Genomic DNA, 24,192 nt, shown 5'->3' with positions numbered 1-24,192 from the left:
GAGGTATTTATGGAAGAGCAAACCATCTTCAATCTCATACATAAAATGGACAAATTTACCAATAAAATGATTATTCAGTGGAACAAGTCATTCAATGAGGACTTAGGTGTTTCTCATGTGCTTGTGCTCGGCCATCTTAAACAAAACGGAAAGAGCAGGCCATCGGACATTGCAAAAATATTAGGGCTTACCCCGCCTACGCTTAGTTATTTATCAGAAAAACTTGTCGCCAAGAAATTAGCCGTCAGATTAATGGATGAGTCTGATCGTCGAATTATTTATTTGGGCATTACCGACAAAGGGGCAGATATTCTTAAAAGAGCACAGCTGGAGGGGCAACGGCTGCGTACAAATTTATTAGACAAATTGACTGAGCAGGAGCGGGAGCAGCTAGCCAATCTGTATAGTAAGCTGAATAAAGAGGACTAGATTTTCTGTATACGCACGATTGTGGTTGCGGTGAATAGTACTGGAGTTTGTTAAAAAGAGGATAGGTAAAGCTTTGCAAGCTGCCTATTATTTAAAATATGCCTAAGATCGTCCTATGGACGGTCTTAGGCATATTCTCATTTATGCTTATTTCTTTAATTGAAGCAAATTGATAATGATCGTTACTGCTTCGGCTCTTGTAGCCGTATCGTTAGGTACAAATAGGTTACCGCTGCGTCCGCTTATGATTCCCAATTCCTTCACTGCGGCTACCGAACCTTTTGCCCATACTGGAATTTGGCTATCATCAGCAAAATTTGTCACTGTAGCAGCTGTTGTATCTGCTTTAGCAGCTCTAGCCATCATAACTGCTAATTCTGACCGAGATATGCTCGCTGCTGGACGGAAGCTGCCGTCTTCATAGCCATTTACAATCTTCGCTTCGGATGCTTGCGCAATGGCCTTCTGAGCCCATTCTGCAATGTGATCTGTGAAACTCAGCTTAGTATCGTTGTCGGCAGGTTTTAGCGCATTCATCAGCATAACTGCAAATTCAGCGCGTGTTACTGTAGCATTTGGCTTGAACGTTCCGTCGCTGTAACCTTTGACGATCCCTTTGCTTACCGCTTGTTTAATCTGAGCTTCCGCCCAATGTCCTGTAGTATCACTAAAGTTGGATGAGTCTGTTACTGGCAATCCCGTTGCTTGGTCTACAACGAGTACAGCATACTTCGTAAAGTGATCGACCTCTACAGCAATATGGCTGCCGTTAATTTTGCCGCCGTTAACCTTCACCCATTCCTTCTTCACTTCATCAAAGTAGAAGATTGCGACCGTTTGATTACTGTTCAGTTTGGCTGAATCGAATGCAAACGTCAAAGTAACCGGTTTATTGAAGTTTTCAGGGAAGTTTTTTAGAACCTCATAGATCGAGCTCGCGAGAAGCTCATTTTTGCTAAGCAGATTTTGAGAATTCAATACTTTCTCGATCGATAATTTCAGCTCTTTGCTACTAGCACTGGCTGGAATGGTTATAACGAGCTCATTGTCCAATCTAACCTCGCCGGCTCTTCCAACGGGAAGCGTTAGGCTCCCATTCGTGGAGATGACTGGTTCGGAGCTGTTGCTTGAACCACCGCCGTTATTTCCATTGTCTACTGAACCATTGTCATGAGCAGCTCTTGTTATCGTTGCTGTATATTTAGTTCCAGTGCCGTCCTGAGCAATGACGAATAGTTCAATCCGATTGCTGCCTACATTAAGGGGAAGCTCACTGCTTGTTTCTCCATTCGCTAAGCTAATCGGACCAGCTACAAGTATATTGGCACTATTGTATACACTTGCTGTCACAGTGCCATACGTCGAGTCACTGACCGTAGCCGATATAGTAATGCTGGACAAAGAGTTAGGCACATTGCCCGTATAGGCGTATACATTTTCGCTTACCGTTTGATCTAATGTCACATTGCTTAAGGTTAATGTTTTCAAGCTTGCACTAGAGCTCAATGTTCTAAAATCAACTTCATTACCGTAGCTTACTCCAATTTCATTTATCACATATGCACGTGCATAATAGATTGTAGCGGATTGAAGTCCTGTGAGATGAACAGAAAAGGCATCTGCCCCATCTAATTCAGCTAAGGATTTGCCATCTATTACAGTAGGGTTTGGATGAGTGGAGTAAACGATTCCCCGTTCTGTAACCTCACCGCCGCCATCTGAAGTTACTGTTCCTCCTGCGATTGCCGACATAGAGTTAATTTGACTCACTTCTAGATCCGTTTCAACAGTTGCAGGCTCAATAGAGGAAGCTACAAAACGGTAAGTATTAGAGTAAGTTGTATAACCATCGTCATTCCTAGCTGCAACTTTCCAATAGTAGGTTGCTCCATCTTCTAACTCTATTTCGAATTCCTTCATATCTAAGTTATTTTCTTCGATATCGGTGATACTGTCCCAATTAATAAATTCCGAATCAGTAGAATAAATAAATTCATAAGAAACGGCATTGGCAGCAGTCTCCCACTGGAAAGTTGGAGATAGGGGAGCGAATGTACCATCTGCTGGACCTAGGAGCTGGGTATAACCCGGAAACAGTTCATTATTCAATAAAATCGGCTCATACTGAGCGTGACGAATCATTGTATAGCTGCCTTGATCATCCGGAATAAATTGAATGGCTTGCTTAGCGGTTAAGCTCTTCTCTCTCAGAGAATACGTTACATAGTCGCCTATGTCACTTTCTTGTATTCCGATTAAGGCATTTGAACCAAAAGGTTCATTAGCTAAACGTTCTGGATCATAAGGTAAGTGGATGGCCATAAGATTAGGGTATTGCAGTTGAATAACATTAGTAGATTCATATAAGATGACTTGGAAGGTTCCGAAGGGGTTCATATTAGAGTTGCAACAAAAGCGCATATTCGTATATTGTAATACAAATTTCCGATTTGGTGCTTCTCCAATCGTTTTGTAGAGGACTGTACCATCCGGCTCTAGCGAAAGATCAGCAAAAAAAGCTGTAATATAGTGATTTGGACTCTCTAAAGGCAGTTCTTCTAGGCTTTCAGGTGTTCCGTAATCATCGGTAGGATTGTTGAACATGAGCAGGCCGTTGGTATTAGCATAAACCTGTTCATTTTTTGTCCCGTAGAAATCAAACGAAAATCCAATTGGAATAGCGCCGGACACACCATCATCGGAATCATCAAAGTCTATCTTGGTTGCATCCTCATAAATGGGCTCAATAGGTTGATTCGCTGGTAATGCACTAGCAGCGTAAGCTTCTGAAGAATGTAGGGTAGACCCCCAACTTACCATAACCACAAAAGCTAAACCTAGCAATAAACTTTTACGTATGTTCTTGACTATCCGCACGTTTTACTTCCCCTTTTCCCTTTTCAAAATGATTGGCGGCTCTAAACTTACGCAGTTCTCCCGCATCATTTAACGCCACTATCAAATATAAATTATTATTCAAGTTACAAATAGTGTGCGTTGTCACCAGTTTTGTCATATGACAAGTTTATTTAGGCTTGGAAGAGCTACCGGAGAAGGATTTTATAAATAATCGAATCTGAATTTCATTAAACCGGATTTTTTGAAAAGTTAGTTCTATATCGTTACAAAAGAAAAGGAGCTGTCCCAAGTAGATGTATCTACGCTTGGAGCAGCTCCTATTTTTTATGAAGCTTAGGCAGAACGATGTCCCCCCTTAGCATATTTACAGCTTACGAACCTAGCAGGTCTTATTTCAACCATTTGTAGTGGATTAAAAATGAATCGAATCCTGGAATCGTTATTTTGAGAAAAGCAGCTCATAACACGTAAAAAAGCATGAAATAACGTTAATACGATTCGTTAAAATAGAGCAGAAGTCGTTTTCTGCATAATAAGCATCATACAGTTTGTTAGAGAAATGGTCTTGGGATTATGCGCTGTCCGTCCAGATAAATGAAGCTCGTTATTTGTTCATGTAACTAACATTCTTGTTTTAAGAGTGCTATGAATCCAGCAAGCTGGCTGCTTTTGAGGCAGCCTCTTTTCAAGTGGTATGAGCTAAATTAAAAAGACCTCGGCAGACGCTGCCGAGGTCAACTATATAAATAAATTGCGCACAAAGAAGGACTATGTTAATATTAATGAACTACTGATCATTTTATGAAAAATCAACAGATTTATCACATCTTATCTACACTATTATCTTATCACATGGATTTACAGTTTGTCAAATGTTCTTTTTCTTCTCCAGACCAAACGAATAAGGAGCGTGTTCAGGAGGATGATGAATGCAAAAGATTGGCAGCAAGAGCAGGAACGGTTGGATATGGTTACGAAACAGCTGCAAGCAAGTATCGCTGAGCTAGAGCCTGAAGTGGATCAGCTTCGCGATCAGGCGGCGGACATCCGCAAACGATTTTGGGAAGAGGTTACGGTCGATACGAGCACAGACGAAGATTTTGAAGAGACCTTCTTAACGATTAAGCAGCAGTCTGCGGTGTTGTCTGAACGGGAACGAAGCCACGCGCAGCTGAAGAGGCAGTGGAAGAGTATGAACCGCTTGCTGCCTTCTCCCTATTTTGGGCGTATCGACTTTCATGAGGATGGTCTTGAATCCAAGGAGCAAGTTTATATCGGCGTATCGTCCTTCGTCGATGCAGATGGCATGAGCTTCCTAGTGTATGACTGGCGTACACCTATAGCGAGTGTATACTATGACTATTCGCCAGGGGCGGTCGCTTTTGAAACACCAGGTGGGCATGTGGCTGGGAAAATGGAACTGAAAAGGCAATACCAGATTCGGGGCGGGCAGATTCAGAATTTGTTCGACTCAAGCTTAACTATAGGCGACGAACTGCTTCAGCAGGTGCTTGGCAAAGGCGCAGATGCACAGATGAAAAGTATCGTTGCAACCATTCAAAAGGAGCAAAATGAGATTATTCGCAATGACAATAGCCGAATGCTCATTGTGCAAGGAGCCGCGGGCAGCGGGAAAACCTCTGCGGCACTGCAGCGTGTGGCGTACTTGCTGTACAAACACCGCGAGAGGCTAAAAGCTGACCAAATCGTGCTTTTCTCGCCCAATCCGATGTTTAACAGCTATGTCTCTACCGTTCTTCCCGAGCTTGGCGAGGAAAATATGCAGCAGACGACCTTTCAGGAATATCTGGAATATTGGCTTGGACGGACATTTCGTCTGGAGGACCCGTTCGATCAGCTCGAATATGTGCTGATGGAAGAATCCGATGCGGGATACGAGGCGAGGATGAAGGGGATTCAATACAAGTCGTCGGAAGTTTTCCTTCAAGCTCTCCGAAACTATGCCTTGTGGCTCGGCCAGAAAGGCATGCGATTTCAGGCGATTCAGTTCCGAGATCGTGAATTAATTACCGCGGAGCAAATGAAATCGCAATTTTATAGCTACGACTCCTCCATCCGCTTGGTCAATCGTGTCGTTTTACTGCAGGAGTGGATAATGCGTGAGCTGGTCATGCTGGAGCGTAAGGAGCGGGACGAAAGCTGGGTGGAGGAGGAACTCAACTACCTCGATAATGATCAATATGCGGCAGCCTATCAGTTTTTGCGTAAAGACAAAGGGATCTTCGAGTTTGCAGAGCAATATGTCGAAGCCTATAACATCATGAACAATAAGCACCAGCAAGAGGACGATGTATTTGATTTTGCCCAGCAGGAGGAAGAGCTGCTGCGCCGAATGGTTGTGAAAGAAAACTTTAAACCGCTGAGGCAAAGTGTGAGACGGTTGTTATTTATAGATATGGTTGGTATTTATGATCAATTGTTCAGTGATAATAATGCCTATCAGGAAATGACGAATGAAATTGTTTCGCCTAGTAATTGGACAGAAATATGCAAGCAAACGAAAGAGAAGCTGAGCAAGCTTGAATTGTTTTATGAGGATGCGACACCATACTTGTATTTAAAAGAACTCATTGAGGGTATTCGGACCAATACGGAGGTTCGGCATGTATTTGTTGATGAGGGCCAGGATTACTCGATGTTTCAATATGAATTTCTCAAAAAGCTGTTTCCCCGCGCTCAAATGACGGTGCTCGGTGATTTCGGCCAGGCGATCTTTACGCAGGCGACGAACTTGCACGAGATGGATTCGCCGCTTATAAGGCTTTATGGTGAGACAGAAACGAAACGCTTCTTTCTCGTTCGCAGTTATCGCTCCACCCGTGAAATTGTGGAATTTACGAGGTTGTTGCTGCCATACGGGGAGGCGATCGTGCCCTTCGAAAGAGGTGGCAAGAAGCCGCTTCTCTGTAAGGCGGATAGCAGTGAGAAACGAGTGGAAAGAATCGCGGCAGATCTTGCTGCCCTTCAAGCTGAAGGCTTCGAATCTATCGCCGTCATTACAAAGACAGCGACCGAGAGCTGTGATGCCTACGAAGCGTTGACTGACGCGGGCTGTCAGGCGCTTCGGCTCATTACGAAGAAGACGCCTACCTTCGAGAATGGAGTGCATATCATTCCCGCGTATCTTGCCAAGGGAGTGGAATTCGATGCCGTGCTGATCTACGATGCTTCTTCGCAGACCTATCATCGGGAAAGCGAACGCAAGCTTTTCTATACGGCATGTACACGTGCGATGCACCAGCTTATCCTCTACACGACAGGAGATTGGACACCTTATATTCAAGCCGTGGATCGTTCCTTGTATGATTTGGAGCAATGAGAAATTGATGCACGTTTATTAGATAATTATTTTTGGTCCGATCGCTACTTTTGGGAAATAAGCTTGAGATATAAAAATTTTGAAATCATTAGGCTTATGTTCCATTTTCACGATTTAATATTTAAAATCAAAGGAATTACTTTGGTTTTGTCGAAATAGGTTGGATTATGATGACAAAAAGAAAAGCGGTCCTTATTACAGGGTCATTCTTTATCACCTTATTCCTCATTCGAATCATCTGGGCTTTTCTTCAGGCATCACCAGAGCACCCTCGTGCGGTTCGGGGCGAGTTGGATTTGCGCGGCTTCGACTTCACCAAGGATCGCACGGTTACAGTAGACGGAGAGTGGGAGTTCTATCCCGGCAAGTTTGTGATGCAAAGCGAGTCGAACACAATCTCATCCGAAGAGGGAAGGATGTTCATTCATGTTCCCGGAAAGTGGAACCTGTCTTTATCCGCGAACAACTCGCCATATGGCTATGGCTCCTATCGTCTGCGCGTCAAGGTCAACCCGGATAATGAACTAACCTATGGCATCCGCGTTTCGAACGTGCGTACTTCGTCCGAGCTATATGTGAATGATCGTTTTTTGGCGAGAGAGGGTCAGCCGGCAAAGATCAAACAGCAGTATACAGCCCGAAGCATGCCTTATACCGCTACTTTCAAGGCCGATACAGGCGAAATCGATATTGTCATACAAGTTGCGAATTATGACAACAGTATACGAGGCGGTGTAGTAGGATCAATCAAGTTCGGCAGTGAACTTGCGGTGGAGAAAGAAGTAGGGTTTTCCATTAACATGCAGTTAGCCGTAAGTGTCGTTTTGATAATTCAGGCCTTGTATGCGTTTATTCTGTATGTGATTGGCACCCGACAAAAAGCGTTGATCTACTTCTTTATGCTCGTTGTTAGTGCCGTTGTCATGACACTGCTCGACGATGATAAGCTTTTGCTAGTTTGGCTGCCGGCCATCAACTATGAGTGGTCCATTAAACTCGTTCTTCTGTCCTTTATTGGAGTAGGAGCCTTCCTACTGCAGTTTGCCAAAAGTCTCTTGCCAGAGCATGCGGAAAACAGAGTGTTCCGCTGGTTCCCCTTGCTTTGTTTGATTGCCACACTGCTGATTGTGTTTTTGCCAGCCAGGTACGCACTGAGCGCATTAGCTGTATACTACACCATAGATTTGCTCGCTTGCTTGTACTGTCTGATGTTCTCACTGCGTACGGCCCTGAAGAGCGATAAGAACGCCATTTATTTGGTCGTTGGTCTAACCTGTGTTTTGACTAATATTATTGGAGGGTATCTCAAGAGTCTGCTAGATATGGGCTATTATCCAATCGACCTGATCGTTGCGTTCCTCGCTTTTGCGTCTTTCTGGTTCAAACGTTATTCCGATACTTTCGCCCAAACGGCGGAGCTCGCCGAGAAGCTTCAGAAAGCGGACAAGCTGAAAGACGATTTCCTGGCCAACACATCCCATGAATTGCGGAATCCGCTGCATGGCATCCTTAACATCGCCCAAACTGTTCTGGATACCGGTATTAAAGATCAGGACGACAAAAACAAAGAGAACATGAAGCTGCTTATTTCAGTAGGCAAGCGAATGTCATACATGCTTAACGATCTGCTGGACATGACGCGGCTTCGGGAGAATGGCATCCGCTTGCATATAGGGAGTGTCCACGTTCAGGGAGTCGCCTCCGGTGTAACCGATATGCTTCGTTTTATGACGGAAGGCAAGTCAATTCGCATCGTCAGCGACATTCCCGACAACTTTCCTAGTGTCATGGCCGATGAAAACCGGCTTACACAAATTTTGTTCAACCTGCTTCACAATGCGGTGAAATATACTGATCAAGGACATATTATAATAAAGGGCGAGGTCAAGGACGGTAAGGCGAACATTGTCGTCGCCGACACCGGCATCGGGATAGATCTAGAGACACAGCAAAGGATGTTTGCTCCTTACGAGCAGGGGGACCCTGGCATAACGGCAATTGGAGGCGGGCTCGGGCTCGGGTTAAGTATATGCAAGCAGTTGGTGGAGTTGCACGGAAGCACGTTGGAGGTTAACTCCATTCCGGGCAATGGTTCGGTATTCAGCTTTACCTTGCAGTTATCCGATTCATCCATCCGACATTACGAGAAGGCTATGATTGCTCCGGTATCGGGTGTTTATGAAGAAGCGGTGGTTTCCGCTTCCTTTGGACTTCGCGGTGACATTTCCAAACTGGAATCAGCGACCGGTTCTGACCGGCCAAACATTCTGGTCATAGACGACGATGCTGTCAATTTAAGTATAATGAGCAACCTCCTTACTTCGGAAAAGTATAAAGTCGTCACGGCTGCAAGCGGTCGTGACGCACTTGCCATACTGAATACGAGAGAATGGGATTTGATCATTACCGACATCATGATGCCACGCATGTCCGGATACGAATTGACCCGTATCATTCGTGAGCGCTTCTCCGTCTCGGAGCTACCCATTCTGCTCTTGACCGCCCGCAGTCGACCGGAAGATATAGATACCGGATTCCTGTCGGGAGCCAACGATTACTTGAGGAAACCGGTAGATGCGCTGGAATTGAAATCCAGGGTACGGGCATTGACTGAATTGAGGCAATCGGTGCGCGAAAGACTGCGCATGGAAGCGGCTTGGCTTCAGGCGCAAATTCAACCGCATTTTCTGTTCAACACGCTTAATTCGATAGCCGCACTCAGCGAAATCGATAATGAGAAAATGAGAGCGTTGCTTGGAGAATTCGGCCATTACTTGCGGGCAAGCTTTGACTTTCGGAATTTGGAACGACTCGTTCCGCTTGAGAATGAGCTTGGTCTTGTCCGCTCATATCTGTATATCGAGAAGGAACGTTTTGAGGACAGAATAAACATTCGCTGGGATGTGGATGCAAGGATTCATTTGCAAGTTCCACCGCTCTGCATCCAACCTCTTGTCGAGAACGCAATAAGACACGGCCTGCTAAGCCGTGTTGAAGGCGGAGAAATTCATATCCGAATTACCGCAAAAGAACATGAGGCGGAAATTTCGGTCACAGATAATGGTATAGGGATGGATGAGGAAACGGTACGGCGCGTCCTGGACAGCCGCTTGGACGTAAAGGCGGGAATCGGCTTGTACAATACGGATCGGCGATTGAAACAACTATACGGCAAGGGATTGCTAATCCGGAGTGTTCCGAATCAAGGCACTATTGTCAGTTTTGTCGTGTCAAAATGAGGGAAGAGAAGAGCATTAATTAAGATCTTAAGATTCTAGTGGATAAACCAGGTTTACCTAACAACCATTGCCGACTTAAACAGTCGTCGATGGTTTTTTTTGGTTCAGCAGGTCATTTTTCAGATATAGCACCCATTTTCAATGTTGTATACTGCTTTGGTAATGGCAAGCTCCATGTCAGTGTATGGCTGCTCAAATGAGGTGGTTTGATTAACTGAAATCCTCCCGGTTAGAGTTTTCTTTTTGATAGAACATGCAGTAAACCGGTAAGTTGTCGAAACTCGTTTCTCTATTTAAGGAAAACCCAAATCTTTGATATAAATATACATTCTCTTTATTTTCCGTATCCAGCGCGATTCCCATCGAGTTCATATCCGCATTAACGATATTCAACAAGTGCTTCAGCAGGGCTTTACCGACTCCCTTGCCCTGAAGCTTCGGTTCCACACCGATCATGATGAGGAAATGATGCGTCCATGGGGGCGCGGAAGACCTTGTCACTCGCATATAGGAGTTAAGGAGATGTAATGTTGTTCCTGACATTGAAAATAACAAAGGAAACAGTCTTCCAATGAGTAAAAATCCTCCCCATATACTCTGAAGCTTGTTTACATGCGGCTTCTCTACGATATATGCGCCAAGCAAACTTTCATTTTCGAAACAGCCCCATACTTCTTCATGGAGCAAAAAGCTCTTATCAAACATAAAAGATACAAAAGATGTCATATGACTTCTTGCCGTGCTATTGCACTCAGAGTCGCCGAATAAATGCAGGAATAAGGGGTCTTGGGAAAAAGCTTTGCTCATGAGCGAAACGAAGAGGGCCTTGTCCGACTTTGACAGCTTCACTATGCTAGGCGAGGCGTTCATGCTTCTTCACCTTTACTGCGATCTGCTTCACCATAATGATCAACTGCGAAGCTAAAGAGCACTTTAAGCATAAACAATAGGCTGGTGATCAACATATAGGGCGTTATTTCCGGCAGCAAAGGTACGCTGCCGAGGCCAATAGATAAGAGCAAGCCTGCAACAAATCGTTGTGATTGCTTCCCAATAAGGGCATTTACGATAAAGGCTCCAATAATGGTATAAGCCCATACCCCTACTGAATACCAAATATCAGCATTGAGAAGAAGCGCAACAATCACGATATGGAAATGTATCGAAATGAAAACGATCCGATTCGTCTTTCTCACCGCATAAAAGTTGCTGGTTGAAGCGGTAAAATTGGCTATACAGCCGGAAAAAATATCGAATATTAATAATAATGCCAGAACGCTGCGCCATACCGGAAAATTTTTGGTCATTTCAGGGGAGATCCAATACAACGCAGCAGTTAGCATTCCTCCAAAAAGCAGTATCGTCAGAATAGACCTAATAGATTGTTTTTCGCCCAAAACATCATGTAAAAAAGAAGGGATTGGTATTTGTCTCATTTTATTGCACTCTCCCATTTTTGTAGTTTTGTAGTTAATGGACTCATTAACTACAAATTTATTATAGCCATACAGGAGAAAAAGTTCAATAGTTTTATACTCACTTTATTGAAATGCTACAAAACTTGAGTTACACTACAGATGAGGTGAAGAAGATGGACGGCTTTGGAAGACGGAAACAGAAAAAAATGGAGCAAATATATAGCGTATCGTTTGAGTTGTTTTCCAAACATGGCTTTCAGAAGGTTAGTGTGAACGAGATTGCTCATAAAGCAAAGGTTTCCCCAGCTTCCATTTATAATTATTTCGGTACAAAAGAACAGCTCTATGCCGATACATTGATGGACTGGATGGACAAGCAGTTGGTGCTGTATGACAACATTCTTGATTCGGAACTGTCTTTTCCTGAAAAGACTAAAGAAATCATGCTGTTGGAGGCCAAAAATTTAAACATGTTAGCAGATGAATTTCCAAAGGTCCCATCCTCTGAGTGGAGTGGATTAATGCAAATGATGGAGAGCTATAGCGAGCAGAAGGTCGTGCGCTTTTTTGAGAAGTTTGTCGCGCTTGGCAAGCAAGAGGGTTATATCCATAAAGGCCAAACAGAAGAGATGTCGATGCGTTACTTCACGATGTTCAAGAATGAAATTGGTCGTCATTGGGAGTCATCGACTCAAGAACACATAACTAGGAGTATGGATCAATTGATGGAGTTGTTCTTTTATGGGTTAGTGGGACAGGTACAGAAGCAGAAACATGCCGAGGAGCAAAATGGATCTACCTTCTAAAGAGCCCGTAAAGTTGGACCTTATCACACAAATCGAGCGAAAACGATAGTTCGCATGATTCATGTTTACAAAGAGAGGGCCGTCCTGCAAAGGAAGGCCTTTTTTCTCTCCTTCTCATAATGTCATATGTATTTTATTGTTTTGGCCTTTACCTGTAACCTTTCCATAGATAGTAGGCACTTCTATATCATACGGAAGAAAGGAGTGGGAGCATGCTTCAGTATATTGAAGACGCAAAACAAGGGGATCGGCAAGCTTTTGAATCTATTGTCCGGCACTATACAGCAATGGCAAACGCGGTTGCGTACGAGAAACTGCACGATTTTCAACTAGCGGAAGATGCAGTGCAAGAAGCATTCACTGAAGCCTTTCTGCATTTAAATAAACTGCGAGTAGGAGAAGCATTTCCGGGATGGTTCAAAGCTATTGTGATACGGCAATGTTATCGTATTACGCGTAGAAAGCGTCATCCCATGGTGCCATACGAGCAAGTTGTGCAATCGGCAGAGGCTCAAATTAGTGTCTCTGATATTATTGAAAAAAGAGAGCTCCAGCAGTCCGTTCATGATTCTATAGCTTTATTAACACCGAAAATGAGAATTGCGGTTCAATTGTTTTATATTCAAGGGTATACTCTTCAAGAGATTTCGAGCTTTGTGGGCACTTCGGTTCCGATATTAAAGAAGCGGCTCTTTGATGCTCGTCGAAAATTGAAGGGTGCTCTGCCAGTAGCCGATTTGATCTCCGTATATAATCATTTGTATGTAGGAGGAAAAGGCGTGCTTCATATTGTAAACGGAGATTCAGTAGCAGAGAAGCTGCGGCAAGGCATTGTGCAGGGCGAGATTTTAGTATGGCGGGAAGTGTACCCTCATGGTCCTGTGTTTTTAGATTCTGCTGCATTAGACCATCGTTCTAGACGATCACAATATTTGGAACAAACAATGGGAATCCCTCGCTCTGAATTTGTTCAGGGTAGTGAAGCGCAGGAGAAAGCGTTGGCTGATTTTCATAAATATGAGGAGATTGTGCTTTGGTTTGAGCATGATTTGTTCGATCAGACGATGCTGTGCTATTTGCTCCATTGGTTCTCAAGGCAGCCTTTGCTGAAAACAAAGCTGAGCTTATTGTGCATCGGGGAATATCCGGGAATTGAATTGTTTCGCGGGTTGGGACAGCTTTCTCGGGAGCAAATGGAGACGTTATCGGGAACTTGGAAATCGATTGGGACAGAAGAGCTGGACTTAGGCCGAGTGTTTTGGCAAGCCTATACGTCACAGAATCCACAAGAGTTGCAGCAATTGTTAAGTCAAGATACGTCCGTGCTGCCGTTTGCGCAAGAAGCATTTCAATTTCATTTATCGCGGTTCCCATCTATACAAAATGGTCTTGGCATCGTAGAGCAGATAACGCTTGCGATGATCAAGGATGGAATAAACGGTCCATATGAATTATTTCAGCATGTTGGAAACAAACTCAACGCCTTGGGTATGGGTGATTTGCAATACTGGCATATTTTAAAGGAAATGTCTCGAGATCCGTATCCATTAATACAAATCGGGGGATTACAGACGTTCCCGTCTTATCTTGATTCATCGATATCATTCCGCGATTGTATCGTTACGTTAACCGAATTCGGAAAAAAGGTATTGGATGGAAAAGAGGACTGGATCGCGAATAAAGGAATAGATGAGTGGTATGGCGGAGTGCATTTGCAGGGATATTTTCCGCGGTGGCGCTGGAATACAATCGAACAAAAGGTCATTGAGATAGGCGCAGAAACGTGACCTTATTTAAAAGATAAAGTTTATGCTTAAAGGTGGGGTGGGGAGATGGACAATCGCATCCTAGAAAGAGGCCTATCGATTATATCGCAGTGCAAGGGTCGAACGGGTGATATATGGGAGGCGCATTTCGGGGCGGCAGCAATCGCAAGCTATTTTTTTGTAAAAGAAAACCTGATGCCAGCCGAGACGTCAGCTCGAATTGCAGCAGAATCAGACGTGATGCTTCGCAGTCGAGCATACGAGCATATCGCTGGCAGCGGAGGAGAGCTGAATGCCGAAACAGCCGAAAAACAAATTCTGGCTGCTCTACTGCCTACAATGGATGGGCTCCACTGGGTCGGACACAATGTTATCTATGCAGCTATCAGTTTGATGGCGATCAGAGAACTTGACGGTTGGGGACAAGCGGATGATATTGAAGGCATTACGAGCTTGATTGCATCTTTTAATAAAACCATTCCCGGAAGGTCATGGCTAGGGTATTCGGCATCGGACGTGAAGCGGCTGGAAGTGGCAGAGAGCGATCGGTTTCCTGCTATTCAAAATGCTGAGCAGCTATCCGAATTTATCATAAATGAACTTTCGTCTTTTCAAACCATTTACAGATCAGAGGCTCACCATGATTTAATTGGACATATGCTAACTTTTTCGCAAGCATTAACGATTTTGCATGAGCTCGGTCATGTCGAATATTTTCTGAAAGGCATTCCCTCTCTTCAAAAGCTGGTTAAAGTACTTCGTACCAGTCATCACATAAATCCGGAGCAGCCGCCAAAATTGTTCTCTTCAGTAGACCGTTGGCCTCTTCCACTGGCATGTCGATCAGAGTGGTTGCCTATTGAAGATGAATATTGGCTGCAAGGCTTTCAACATACGGATTGGGATTTTGGTCACACATTTAAATTCCCGTACAGCTTTTATAATCATATTAACCGGCTTGCCACACCCAACCTTCAAGCAGTGGAAAACTTCCGATACATTATCGGGTAATCACGAGCGCATTGTTGCTGTTGAACGCAGTGTAAGTAAAACGTATCCTAATTTGCCGGCGTCGTCACGATGCAGTATGAATAATAGAAGGGAATCTCTATGTTATTAAGGGTTAGAATGCTCAAAAAAGAGGCTCCGCGAGATGATCATGTCATCTGCGGAGCCTCTTTTAGCTTGATTTATGTGCAAAGAGTCTAGCTCTAGCCCGCTGCCCAAACGTCTAATTCAATTTTTAATTCGGGCAAACCTAATCCTTTAATATAAGCAACCGTCATGGAAGGAGGCGTTTGGCCGAACACTTTATCCCAAATGGCATAGAAATGCTCCCAATCTATTTCTTCCGTAGCCCAAATGTTGATTTTAATGACATGATCAGGAGTTAATTGTTGTGAAGAGAGGATATCAACAATATTACTCATTGTATTGGTTACTTGTTGATTAAAATCGGTAGGAATATTGTTGTTCTGATCAATGCCAATTTGGCCGGAAAACACATACATCTCCGCATTTCTGCTTATTTTCGTTACATGACTATAGCTGCCAACCGGCTTCGCTATATTTTCCGGATTATATCTATGAACAACCTGATTATTTAAATTCATCGTTTGTAAGTCTCCTTATGAATGGAAAATAAACAAATATGAATAGTTTATTTTCACTGTATTTTTATCTTTTTATGATTGAAGACAGACCTATCCCGTCTTAATCAATTTTAGAAAAAAACAGCAGTAGAATACCCGATTCCAACAGATAAGGATTTAATCGATCTCTTCTTCATCAAGTATCCCTCCTTCATTTATAAGTAAAATAACTTACTGTAGAATAATAACATTGTTGAAGTGAAAAGAATAGCAAGGTTGTTGCATGTTCACCAATGAGGTAACAACTGTTAACTTTGCTTTTTTAGAAGCTGTGCTTGTATATTGTTAGTATATCTTTTATTTTTTAAAGGATTTTATAGGGAACATGCATGGGTTCGTGAAAACTAGAAATGTACAAAGAGAATAATACTTTTCTATCGAGCCAGCCATATGTGTGGAATAGACAACCGGGAGGAAACAAAATGAGTACACAGAGTCTGGGAGTTCCATTAGAAGGTTTTGCTGAATTTAGTCGAACCGTAGCTGCAGAAGGCGCGGTACTGTTGAAAAATGAAGGACAAGTGCTTCCGCTTCGAGATGGCGAAAACGTTGCTGTTTTTGGCAGAACCCAAGTGAATTACTACCGCAGCGGTACAGGTTCAGGCGGGAGCGTCCATGTTTCTTATACAACGAATTTATTAGATGGTCTTCGCGGTAAAAAGAGTCTAACAGTCAATGAAGAGCTTGCGGCTGTCTACGAAAAGTGGATTGAGCAAAATCCATTCGATAATGGCGGCGGCGGCTGGGCTGCTGAGCCGTGGCACCAGAAGGAAATGCCGTTAACTGATGAACTAGTGTCGGGCGCAAGAGCTAAATCGAGCAAGGCAATCATTGTGATTGGACGTACAGCGGGAGAAGATCAGGATAATGCCGATGCACCGGGAAGCTATCAGCTAACCTCGGACGAAAAAGCGATGCTGAAGCAGGTAACAGCCTATTTCGAGCAAACCATCGTAGTGCTGAATGTATCGAACATTATTGATATGAGCTGGATGAACGATGAAAGTTATGTCCACCCCATTTCAAGTGCGATCTACTCTTGGCAGGGCGGCATGGAAGGCGGCAACGCCATTGCCGATGTTCTGGCCGGAGAAGTGACTCCGAGCGGTAAATTGACGGACACCATTGCTTACTCCATCGATGATTATCCATCCACTCGAAACTACGGCAATGAATTTAAAAACTTTTATCAAGAGGACATCTATGTAGGCTATCGTTATTTTGAAACATTTTGCCCAGAGAAGGTTCAATATGAATTCGGATACGGGATTTCGTATACCTCATTTAAAGTCGATTCTGAGCAAGCAATACTGACCACTAAAGATGGAAAAAAATACGTTGAAATTGACGTAACGGTTACCAATTCAGGAGCTGACTACGCGGGTAAAGAGGTCGTGCAGGTTTATTATGAAGCACCGCAAGGGAAATTGGGACAACCGGCTAAAGCTTTGGCTGCATTCGGCAAAACCAAAGTGCTTCAAGCAGGTGAATCAGAGCGCCTTACAGTGAGTTTTCCTGTAGATACAATGGCATCTTATGATGACGCTGGTGTGACAGGGCATGCTTCCGCTTATGTTCTAGAAGCGGGAACGTATCGTTTTTATGTAGGAACAAGCGTTAAAAACCTTATTGCAATAAGCGTACAAGGTCAAGACGGTTACGTTGTGGAAGCACTTCAAGTCGTAGAGCAGCTGCAAGAGGCACTGGCACCAATAGAGGGCTTTAGCAGAGTGAAGCCGGGCGCTCGGAAGGAAGACGGTTCATATGAGCTGATTACGGAAGAAGTACCCACTCGCAGCGTTTCCTTAGCAGAACGGATTGAGAAGAATCTTCCTGCAACACTTAAGCAAACTGGAAACAAAGGATTTAAATTAAGAGATGTTTATGAGCAGAAGGTTGGCATGGAAGCTTTTATCGCTCAGCTTAGCGATCAAGATTTGGCTGCCATTGTCAGAGGAGAGGGTATGAGCAGCCCGCTTGTTACGCCGGGTACAGCTTCGGCTTTCGGCGGAGTAAGCGACAGCTTATTTAATTACGGAATTCCGGTTGCTTGTACAGCAGATGGCCCGTCAGGTATTCGCATGGACAGCGGGCAGAAAGCGACTCAGGTTGCCATTGGCACCTTGCTTGCGGCAACTTGGAATGCTGAGCTGGTCGAAGAGCTCTACGTTATGGAAGGGCAAGAATTGTTAAGCAACAACGTAGATGCTCTGCTTGGGCCTGGCCTCAATATTCGCCGCAGCCCGCTGAATGGCCGCAACTTTGAATATTTTTCAGAAGATCCGCTCATTTCCGGTGTATTTGCAGCTGCATGTACTCGAGGTATTATGAAAGGCGGCTCTAATGCTACGCTGAAGCATTTTGCCTGCAACAACCAAGAAAAGCATCGCAGTAAAGTAGACGCTATCGTATCAGAGCGCGCTCTTCGTGAAATTTATTTGAAAGGCTTTGAAATTGCGGTAAAAGAGGGCGGCGCGAATTCAATTATGACCTCCTATAATCCAATTAACGGACATTGGGCGGCTTCTAATTATGATATGAACACTACCGTGCTTCGCGGCGAATGGGGCTTTAAAGGTATTGTCATGACAGACTGGTGGGCCATCATGAACGATGTCGTCAATGGAGGAGCAGCGGATCGTAAATATACGAACTGGATGGTTCGTGCACAAAATGATCTATATATGGTTGTTCCTAACTATGGAGCGGAAATCAATGGCTGGGATGACAATACGATTGAATCGCTGGAGAATGGAACGTTAACAAGGGGCGAGCTTCAACGCTCTGCGATGAACATTTGTGAGTTCATTATGCATGCCCCTGTATTCTCGAGAAAACAAGTCATTGAAGAGAAGGTCGATACTTTCAAAGCGAATGCATCTCTATCTCCGGAGCAAGCACAAGTACTTTCTGAGAATGCACAAGTTAAACCGGAGGCAGCAGGATCAAGCATTATGAAAGTGGATCAAGCTGGCCAATACCGGATTATTGTCAGCATTATGTCTCCTGAGCCTGAACTGGCTCAAAGTGCTTGCAACGTGACGCTGAACGATCAATTGATGACGACTATTCAGACGAATGGGACGGAAGGCAAGTGGATCAAGCAGAAGCTTGTGAAAGTCGAGCTGGAAGCAGGTCTTTATGAACTGAAGCTGGAATTCATCAAACCAGGCTTGCAGATTGAATGGATCGAATTTAAAAAAGTGTAATACACAATAGCTGTGCGTCATACTAACCAGAAAGAACGAGGGCACCCGAAAGGGTGCCCTTGATTTTTGCCTGCTTATAAAATCGGTATAGTAATGCTGTGACTTCATTGCTCTGCTACTAAGCCCTTTTCTTTGAAGACAGCACTTTATGTATAAAATGCTTAGGCGGAATATGGCTGGGTGATTGTTTATTGGAATCGTTGGAATGGATAATTAATGCTAGCAGTGCAACGTTTATGGAAGTAGCTGCAGCCTGCGAAACGAGGTAGACATTTTCCCAGTTCGGAGCAAATTTATTTTTATATTCATAAAGCCCCTTAAAGTTATACAGCTTGTTCCCATACTTATAGAGAAGCTTGATGATGTGCGAATCAGTAACGTTAGCAAGCGGAGCCATGCCTAAGCTGCAAACATCATAGGCTTGTTCTTTGGCCCAAAGGAATAGTGAAACAAATAGAACATCCATTGTGCCATGCGGGCATGCTTTTGTATAACGCATGAGATCAACCGTTAATTGCCGACAAACAGATTCTTCTTCCGTTGGTTTAATCAATGGCTGATGATCGCCTGCAATGGTGACAAAAGCTTCATAATTTCCGTCAGGCCCAACAAGCACCGCGACTGGAAAACGCATGACATACTCCTTTGCAAAAGAGCCTACAGAAAAGCTTTTCTCCTTCCGATTCCCCAGCCATTCATCCGAAATGTCTTGAAGACGTTGGAGGAATGAGTCGGAATATGGCGGGTGCAGAACCTCGAAGGTAAACCCGGAGCGACCAAATTTATTCATGCGATTTCGCAGCTTAAGCCATTGCTTTCCATTCAGTTGAAAGGTAGCTAAGTCGACCTGAGCTTCTTCTCCGATTTTGGAGCAGCGCAGCCCGAGCTTCTCATACAGTGATAGAAATGAGGATTTTGCTTGATAGAATACGGGTATTTGCTTATTCTCATTGCAGTCTGCTACAAACTGCTCAATAACGCGCCTAGTAAACCGGGGGTTTCCAACAGGGTCGCCAAGTACAATTCTTCTATTTAAGGCTGTGCGGTACACGATCAAAGCCTCGTAATCGGAATCCCAGAACCATTCTTTATCGCCAAGGTAGTATAAATGCGTGTGTGAGTTATTGCCGTATCTTTCAAGCAGTTTTGTCAGACGTTCTTCAGAATTGACATCAATCATGGTGAAGCCTCCAAGTAAGCAGTCTCTAGGAGCCAGCTGAAATAATATTTGTCTTCCTATTAAACAGAGATTATAGTTAAAAATTATACCAGTAATACCTAAGTTTTAGGTTTTTTTCTTGCGAATATAACGAATGTGGAGGAAGTTTTCATGAAAAAAGCATTGGTCGTTATCGATGTACAGGAAGCCTTTTTTTCGTTGCCGGAAAATTATCTTTACAAAAAAGAAGAGTTAGTAGCGCGAATCAATGAGTGGATTACTGCCGCGCGGGAGGGCAATGTCCCCATTATTTTTATCCAGCATACAGATTATGACAACGCAAATGATGAATTTTATGTAGATTCACCGGATTGGAAGCTGCATCATGGGCTCGACATAAGGGCTAAAGACACAGTCATACGCAAAACAAGCTGGGATTCGTTCTACGATACCGAACTAGCATCTACGCTAGAGGAAATGTCGATTGAGCAGCTTATATTTGCTGGAGCACAAACGGAGTTTTGTTTGGACACCACCATTCGGGCAGCTTACAGCCGTGGTTACAAGAACAATATTTTAGCGAAAAACAGCCATAGTACATTAGATAACACCGTCCTGACTGCCCAAAAAATCATCGAACATCATGAGAAGGTTTGGAATAGAAGATTTGTTACTATACTTGATGTGAATGAAGTGGCATTTTAGGAGCGCAATCTATTTTCAAGCCTACTTTTACTAGAAAAAATGATATAATGGTAATAATTTCTAATGGGAGGGGCTTGAAGAAGTGCGTTTGATAAAAAATGCTATATTACTAGTCTTAATATTTAGTTCTTTATCGTTATTTGAGTATGGGAATTCGGTCAGCGCTGCCGGTAAGCCACTCATTAAGGTCATTGTTGATGGTGCTGAGATTAAACTGCCCGTAAATCCGATTGAGGTTAAGGGAAGCGCAATGCTGCACGCAAAAAGTATTTTTGATGCGCTGAAAATCAGCTCGAAATTCGACAAAAAGCGGATTACCGTGAATCACGGGGGAGTTACTTTTAAAGCGGAAGTAGATCAAACGCGTATTTATATCGGAAATCGAGAGCTTCGTTTGACACAGCCGCCTATTGTAAAGGACGGACGCACTTATGTACCGGCACGATTCATTGCCATTGTACTTGGCAAGGATGTGAAATACGATTCGAAAAATAGCCAACTGGTTTTCGGATTGACTGAAGATGCGAAAAAGGCTTTACTGCGTAGTTTGTTTGAGGCTGCGAGGAAGGGCGATGCCGCTGCGGTTACAAGCTTGATAAAGCGGGGAGCGGACCCGAATGGTAAATTGCTCGTCGAATATTTAGATAATACACCATTAAATTATGCTATCTCTAATAACAGAACGGATGCTGCTCATGCACTATTAAATGGCGGGGCTACAATCAAGGATGCTGGTTCAGACATAGGCTTTAGTGTAATTGTGCTCCAGAATGCTGAATTGCTGGATTTACTGCTTACGTCAGGACTAGACCCAAATTATAAGGATAGGACGGGTTCGCTGCTGGAGTCAGCATCAGGCATTATTGGCATTTCTGAGAATGGAACTTTTTCAAAGGACTTGTATCCTTCCCCAGCTCTGGTTGATACATTGTTAAAGCACGGAGCTGACCCGGGGATAGACAACTCCCTCTATCGTGCTGTCCATGCTCAAAATTACAGTATTGTACAAGCTCTACTGAAAGCAGGCGCTGATCCTTATAAAACGAATCAACACGGCACTACACCGTATGATTTAAGTGTTCAGCGAAATATAAACCGTTGGCTGATCATACAGGAAAAACGTGTTGGACTGCCAACGCTAAGCATTACGGATGCTAAGGGGAACATAGTTGAAAATGGAAATTTAAATCTTCGCTCCATGGATGATTTTAAGAGCCCGCAATCCTATGTTGATTGGACTGCTGGACAAATTCATGTGGATGAGCCGAATGGCAAATATCAAGTCGTGAACGTAACGGTAGACGGTGGCACGTATATTTTACCGCAAAGTTTTAACTTTACGATCCAAGGTGAGACGGTAACACCGAGCACGTTAAAATTGCCTGATTTCAATGTCAATGGTACGTTAAGCAGTGAATTAGTTCCCATAAATGGCGGATATATTATGCTTTATCATAATCAAACATCTACATTARCTTTTATAAAAATTAATGCGAAGACGTTTAATCTCTATGCGCCTGCGGGGCAGTATCGGATCGTTGGATACCGTGATGTTTCTAATAAAGCGCATAGTGTAGAAGCCGATTTAACCATTACTAATACAGGTGAAGTTCAGGCTATAGCAATCGATCTAAAAAAAGTGGATAACCCTATGAATCCATCGTAAATAAATTTTAAAAAAGGGACCGCTCAAGGCGGTCCCTTTCCATTTGTTAAGACGATTATCCAGAACGTTTATATAAATAGGGTGGAACGATAAAGGATTTATGATGAAATGGCAATTGGTTAAATAAAGAATGCCACCATTCGCAGCCTAGATCGTCCGAAACCGTAAAAAGTTGTGTGTTGATTTCATCTGTTTGCTGTGAAGAAAGCTGGACATGATGAGCCCAGGTATCCAGCAATTCATCCAGCATTAGCTCGACATCCGAAGGCAGCTTCAAGTCTGACTCGTAATCGCTCATCCATTTCCCTTCCTTCCTACAGCCTTTTCTTTGGGCATCATACCAAGCATTTCGGCAAGCTGACGGCGTGCCAGCAGTATTTTGTAGCGAACGGTGCCAGAGGGCAGCCCAAGCGCTGCGCCGATTTCACCGCTTTTCATGCCGCCAACAGCCTTCATGAGCAGTATAGAACGAAGCTCCTCGGGCAGCTCTCGAATGGCTGACTCAAGCTCGTGAAATTGCTCACGGCCAGCCAACAATTGTGATAGGTCACCATTCGGACTTGGAAAGCTATACAGCTGGATTTTTGATACAGCTTGTTTATAGCTCTGTGATTTCCGATAATAATCCTTTACCCGATTGGCAGCAATCGAAAATATCCAATACAATTGTTGATCCTCGGGTATGCTTTCGACGACATCTTTGCGGTTCCAGATTTTCATGAATACGTCCTGCAGCAAGTCGGAGGCCGTTTCTTTACTTTCTGTTCGTCCAAGTAGATAAGAATAGATTTGCCTTGAATGTGTACGATACAATTGCTGAAACAAAGCCTCTGCGTTTATCGGCATAGCTTGTTTCTCATTCATCATCTCTGGTTTTGATCGTTCCTGTTTTTGAAATGGCAAGGTACTGTAGTAGAGGTACAATAGCTTTCGAAGCTGTTATATCGCCAATGACTACAATCTCGGAAACTTTGCTTTTAATTAATTCGAGTTGCACATCATCATCCATTTCGAAATTTCCAATCAGCACCATACACATTTTTTCCTCGACGAATTCAAAGAAGCTGTTGGAGAACGTGTCATCTCCTAGAAATAACCGTACATTGGAGGATGTATTGGAATAATAAATGATTTGGCCGATCATGCGCGATATGGCGCTTCCTAATACGACTTCGCTCCCTTTAGGCAGTATCAGCTGTCCAGCTAAAATCACATCCTGAAACCCGATCTTCTCCACCGGTGAAGTGATGACCGCCTGCCCCGCAATGACGACGATGTCCTCAGGAGCGCCATTGCTGTTGGCAAAAAACTCGCCTCCCAATGAAACTTGCCCGGACAAGATTTTCACTTTGCCTGCCGTAGAAGGGACTAAGCAAACGTATCCAATATTTTGCTGGGGTATGCGATTCAAAGCACTAGCTAGCGATTCTGGGGCAATTATGATACCAATGTTGCTAATGGAGGTCACATCGGCCAAATCCTCAGCTTTCACTCCGGTCAAATCGAGAAGACCCATATTCTCCAAAGCTCTTTCTTGAACATTAGCTTGCTGTACGTTTTCCATACGCTTCACGCTCCCATCATTTTGTAATTACACTAAATATAACGTATGACATTTAAAAGTGTTGGGAGAGAACAAAATAATTTAATGAATTGCATCTTTAACGTTGCTTCGTTATCGTAGCATTAAGAGCGATACATTAATGATACGTGTTAGGGGATTCGGACGATGAAAAAAAAGATTTTGATTGTTGAAGATGATATTCACATATCCAAAATCATTAAAATGAATCTCAACCTTGTAAATTACGATACGGCGGAGGTTTATGACGGCTTGGCGGCGCTGGAGCTGCTACAGCGGGAAAAGGTTGATCTTATATTGCTGGATGTGATGATCCCTCATTTGGATGGATTTGCGCTGATGGAACGAATGAAGCCTTACCA

At 43.6% G+C, this 24,192-nt stretch carries 19 protein-coding genes; 10 read left to right on the top strand and 9 right to left on the bottom strand.

Annotated elements, in window-relative coordinates; translation table 11 throughout:
- Positions 1-9 precede the first annotated feature (9 nt).
- Positions 10-429 (top strand): MarR family winged helix-turn-helix transcriptional regulator, encoded by a 420-nt coding sequence (locus AB4Z17_RS05950; RefSeq protein WP_441958725.1) that lies wholly within the window; start codon positions 10-12, stop codon positions 427-429.
- Positions 430-576: 147 nt separating this feature from the next.
- Here the strand turns inward: AB4Z17_RS05950 and AB4Z17_RS05945 are convergent, their stop codons facing one another.
- Together AB4Z17_RS05945 and AB4Z17_RS05940 are read right to left on the bottom strand one after the other, a co-directional pair.
- Positions 577-3,306: an S-layer homology domain-containing protein gene (locus AB4Z17_RS05945; protein ID WP_441958723.1), complete on the bottom strand. Its 2,730-nt coding sequence runs from the start codon at positions 3,304-3,306 to the stop codon at positions 577-579.
- Positions 3,281-3,409, bottom strand: coding sequence for a hypothetical protein (locus AB4Z17_RS05940; RefSeq protein ID WP_441958721.1), 129 nt, complete (start codon positions 3,407-3,409; stop codon positions 3,281-3,283). The genes AB4Z17_RS05945 and AB4Z17_RS05940 overlap by 26 nt, the downstream gene beginning before the upstream one ends.
- Positions 3,410-4,213: 804 nt before the next feature.
- On the opposite strand from AB4Z17_RS05940, the gene helD reads away from it, so the two are divergent.
- A complete protein-coding gene (gene helD, locus AB4Z17_RS05935; protein ID WP_441958762.1) occupies positions 4,214-6,628 on the top strand; it encodes an RNA polymerase recycling motor HelD in 2,415 nt (804 codons plus the stop codon).
- Positions 6,629-6,795: 167 nt separating this feature from the next.
- A complete protein-coding gene (locus tag AB4Z17_RS05930; protein WP_441958719.1) occupies positions 6,796-9,867 on the top strand; it encodes an ATP-binding protein in 3,072 nt (1,023 codons plus the stop codon).
- Positions 9,868-10,077: 210 nt separating this feature from the next.
- On the opposite strand, the gene AB4Z17_RS05925 is transcribed toward AB4Z17_RS05930, so the two are convergent.
- Both AB4Z17_RS05925 and AB4Z17_RS05920 read right to left on the bottom strand, forming a co-directional pair.
- Complete coding sequence (locus AB4Z17_RS05925) at positions 10,078-10,572, bottom strand: GNAT family N-acetyltransferase (protein ID WP_441958717.1); 495 nt, start codon at positions 10,570-10,572, stop codon at positions 10,078-10,080.
- A 161-nt stretch (positions 10,573-10,733) separates the two neighbouring features.
- On the bottom strand, positions 10,734-11,303 hold the full coding sequence (locus AB4Z17_RS05920; RefSeq protein ID WP_441910866.1) for a hypothetical protein: 570 nt from the start codon (positions 11,301-11,303) through the stop codon (positions 10,734-10,736).
- Positions 11,304-11,458: 155 nt separating this feature from the next.
- Between AB4Z17_RS05920 and AB4Z17_RS05915 the strand changes: the two genes are divergently transcribed.
- The 3 genes from AB4Z17_RS05915 (at position 11,459) to AB4Z17_RS05905 (ending at position 14,868) form a co-directional block, all read left to right on the top strand.
- Complete coding sequence (locus AB4Z17_RS05915; protein ID WP_441958760.1) at positions 11,459-12,091, top strand: TetR/AcrR family transcriptional regulator; 633 nt, start codon at positions 11,459-11,461, stop codon at positions 12,089-12,091.
- 212 nt (positions 12,092-12,303) lie between these two features.
- A complete protein-coding gene (locus AB4Z17_RS05910) occupies positions 12,304-13,878 on the top strand; it encodes a sigma-70 family RNA polymerase sigma factor (RefSeq protein WP_441958715.1) in 1,575 nt (524 codons plus the stop codon).
- A 45-nt stretch (positions 13,879-13,923) separates the two neighbouring features.
- Positions 13,924-14,868: a hypothetical protein gene (locus AB4Z17_RS05905; RefSeq protein ID WP_441910862.1), complete on the top strand. Its 945-nt coding sequence runs from the start codon at positions 13,924-13,926 to the stop codon at positions 14,866-14,868.
- 200 nt (positions 14,869-15,068) lie between these two features.
- Here the strand turns inward: AB4Z17_RS05905 and AB4Z17_RS05900 are convergent, their stop codons facing one another.
- Complete coding sequence (locus tag AB4Z17_RS05900) at positions 15,069-15,470, bottom strand: RidA family protein (RefSeq protein ID WP_441958713.1); 402 nt, start codon at positions 15,468-15,470, stop codon at positions 15,069-15,071.
- A gap of 461 nt (positions 15,471-15,931) precedes the next feature.
- Here AB4Z17_RS05900 and AB4Z17_RS05895 point away from each other — a divergent pair, with 461 nt between their 5' ends.
- Positions 15,932-18,718: a glycoside hydrolase family 3 C-terminal domain-containing protein gene (locus tag AB4Z17_RS05895; protein ID WP_441958711.1), complete on the top strand. Its 2,787-nt coding sequence runs from the start codon at positions 15,932-15,934 to the stop codon at positions 18,716-18,718.
- 118 nt (positions 18,719-18,836) lie between these two features.
- Here AB4Z17_RS05895 and AB4Z17_RS05890 read toward each other — a convergent pair whose 3' ends face one another.
- Complete coding sequence (locus AB4Z17_RS05890) at positions 18,837-19,898, bottom strand: phosphatidylglycerol lysyltransferase domain-containing protein (RefSeq protein WP_441958709.1); 1,062 nt, start codon at positions 19,896-19,898, stop codon at positions 18,837-18,839.
- Positions 19,899-20,048: 150 nt separating this feature from the next.
- Here AB4Z17_RS05890 and AB4Z17_RS05885 point away from each other — a divergent pair, with 150 nt between their 5' ends.
- Together AB4Z17_RS05885 and AB4Z17_RS05880 are read left to right on the top strand one after the other, a co-directional pair.
- Positions 20,049-20,582 (top strand): cysteine hydrolase family protein, encoded by a 534-nt coding sequence (locus AB4Z17_RS05885; RefSeq protein WP_441958707.1) that lies wholly within the window; start codon positions 20,049-20,051, stop codon positions 20,580-20,582.
- An 82-nt stretch (positions 20,583-20,664) separates the two neighbouring features.
- Complete coding sequence (locus AB4Z17_RS05880; RefSeq protein ID WP_441958705.1) at positions 20,665-22,248, top strand: stalk domain-containing protein; 1,584 nt, start codon at positions 20,665-20,667, stop codon at positions 22,246-22,248.
- A 55-nt stretch (positions 22,249-22,303) separates the two neighbouring features.
- Here the strand turns inward: AB4Z17_RS05880 and AB4Z17_RS05875 are convergent, their stop codons facing one another.
- The 3 genes from AB4Z17_RS05875 to AB4Z17_RS05865 are packed head-to-tail and all read right to left on the bottom strand — an operon-like array spanning position 22,304 to position 23,812.
- Positions 22,304-22,546, bottom strand: a complete 243-nt coding sequence (locus tag AB4Z17_RS05875; RefSeq protein WP_441910854.1) for a hypothetical protein — start codon at positions 22,544-22,546, stop codon at positions 22,304-22,306.
- The gene (locus AB4Z17_RS05870; RefSeq protein ID WP_441958703.1) at positions 22,543-23,115 is read right to left on the bottom strand and encodes an RNA polymerase sigma factor; all 573 of its coding nucleotides are present in this window, start codon (positions 23,113-23,115) and stop codon (positions 22,543-22,545) included. The genes AB4Z17_RS05875 and AB4Z17_RS05870 overlap by 4 nt, the downstream gene beginning before the upstream one ends.
- Positions 23,105-23,812, bottom strand: a complete 708-nt coding sequence (locus tag AB4Z17_RS05865) for a hypothetical protein (protein ID WP_441910850.1) — start codon at positions 23,810-23,812, stop codon at positions 23,105-23,107. The genes AB4Z17_RS05870 and AB4Z17_RS05865 overlap by 11 nt, the downstream gene beginning before the upstream one ends.
- A gap of 165 nt (positions 23,813-23,977) precedes the next feature.
- On the opposite strand from AB4Z17_RS05865, the gene AB4Z17_RS05860 reads away from it, so the two are divergent.
- The coding region (locus AB4Z17_RS05860) for a response regulator transcription factor (protein WP_441958701.1) at positions 23,978-24,192 on the top strand (215 nt) is incomplete at its 3' end.

The organism is Paenibacillus sp. TAF43_2, assembly GCF_052113545.1.
Classification (GTDB): domain Bacteria; phylum Bacillota; class Bacilli; order Paenibacillales; family Paenibacillaceae; genus Pristimantibacillus.
This window is presented reverse-complemented; position numbering and strand designations above follow the sequence as displayed.

What these genes read in the sequence shown, in the direction of transcription:
- AB4Z17_RS05915 (WP_441958760.1), top strand. Translation starts at nt 11,459, where the DNA reads ATGGACGGCTTTGGAAGACGGAAACAGAAAAAAATGGAGCAAATATAT.
- AB4Z17_RS05865 (WP_441910850.1), bottom strand. Translation starts at nt 23,812, where the DNA reads ATGGAAAACGTACAGCAAGCTAATGTTCAAGAAAGAGCTTTGGAGAAT.
- AB4Z17_RS05950 (WP_441958725.1), top strand. Translation starts at nt 10, where the DNA reads ATGGAAGAGCAAACCATCTTCAATCTCATACATAAAATGGACAAATTT.
- AB4Z17_RS05905 (WP_441910862.1), top strand. Translation starts at nt 13,924, where the DNA reads ATGGACAATCGCATCCTAGAAAGAGGCCTATCGATTATATCGCAGTGC.
- AB4Z17_RS05930 (WP_441958719.1), top strand. Translation starts at nt 6,796, where the DNA reads ATGATGACAAAAAGAAAAGCGGTCCTTATTACAGGGTCATTCTTTATC.
- AB4Z17_RS05925 (WP_441958717.1), bottom strand. Translation starts at nt 10,572, where the DNA reads ATGTTTGATAAGAGCTTTTTGCTCCATGAAGAAGTATGGGGCTGTTTC.
- AB4Z17_RS05900 (WP_441958713.1), bottom strand. Translation starts at nt 15,470, where the DNA reads ATGAATTTAAATAATCAGGTTGTTCATAGATATAATCCGGAAAATATA.
- AB4Z17_RS05910 (WP_441958715.1), top strand. Translation starts at nt 12,304, where the DNA reads ATGCTTCAGTATATTGAAGACGCAAAACAAGGGGATCGGCAAGCTTTT.
- AB4Z17_RS05885 (WP_441958707.1), top strand. Translation starts at nt 20,049, where the DNA reads ATGAAAAAAGCATTGGTCGTTATCGATGTACAGGAAGCCTTTTTTTCG.
- helD (WP_441958762.1), top strand. Translation starts at nt 4,214, where the DNA reads ATGAATGCAAAAGATTGGCAGCAAGAGCAGGAACGGTTGGATATGGTT.
- AB4Z17_RS05890 (WP_441958709.1), bottom strand. Translation starts at nt 19,898, where the DNA reads ATGATTGATGTCAATTCTGAAGAACGTCTGACAAAACTGCTTGAAAGA.
- AB4Z17_RS05895 (WP_441958711.1), top strand. Translation starts at nt 15,932, where the DNA reads ATGAGTACACAGAGTCTGGGAGTTCCATTAGAAGGTTTTGCTGAATTT.
- AB4Z17_RS05870 (WP_441958703.1), bottom strand. Translation starts at nt 23,115, where the DNA reads ATGATGAATGAGAAACAAGCTATGCCGATAAACGCAGAGGCTTTGTTT.
- AB4Z17_RS05920 (WP_441910866.1), bottom strand. Translation starts at nt 11,303, where the DNA reads ATGAGACAAATACCAATCCCTTCTTTTTTACATGATGTTTTGGGCGAA.
- AB4Z17_RS05875 (WP_441910854.1), bottom strand. Translation starts at nt 22,546, where the DNA reads ATGAGCGATTACGAGTCAGACTTGAAGCTGCCTTCGGATGTCGAGCTA.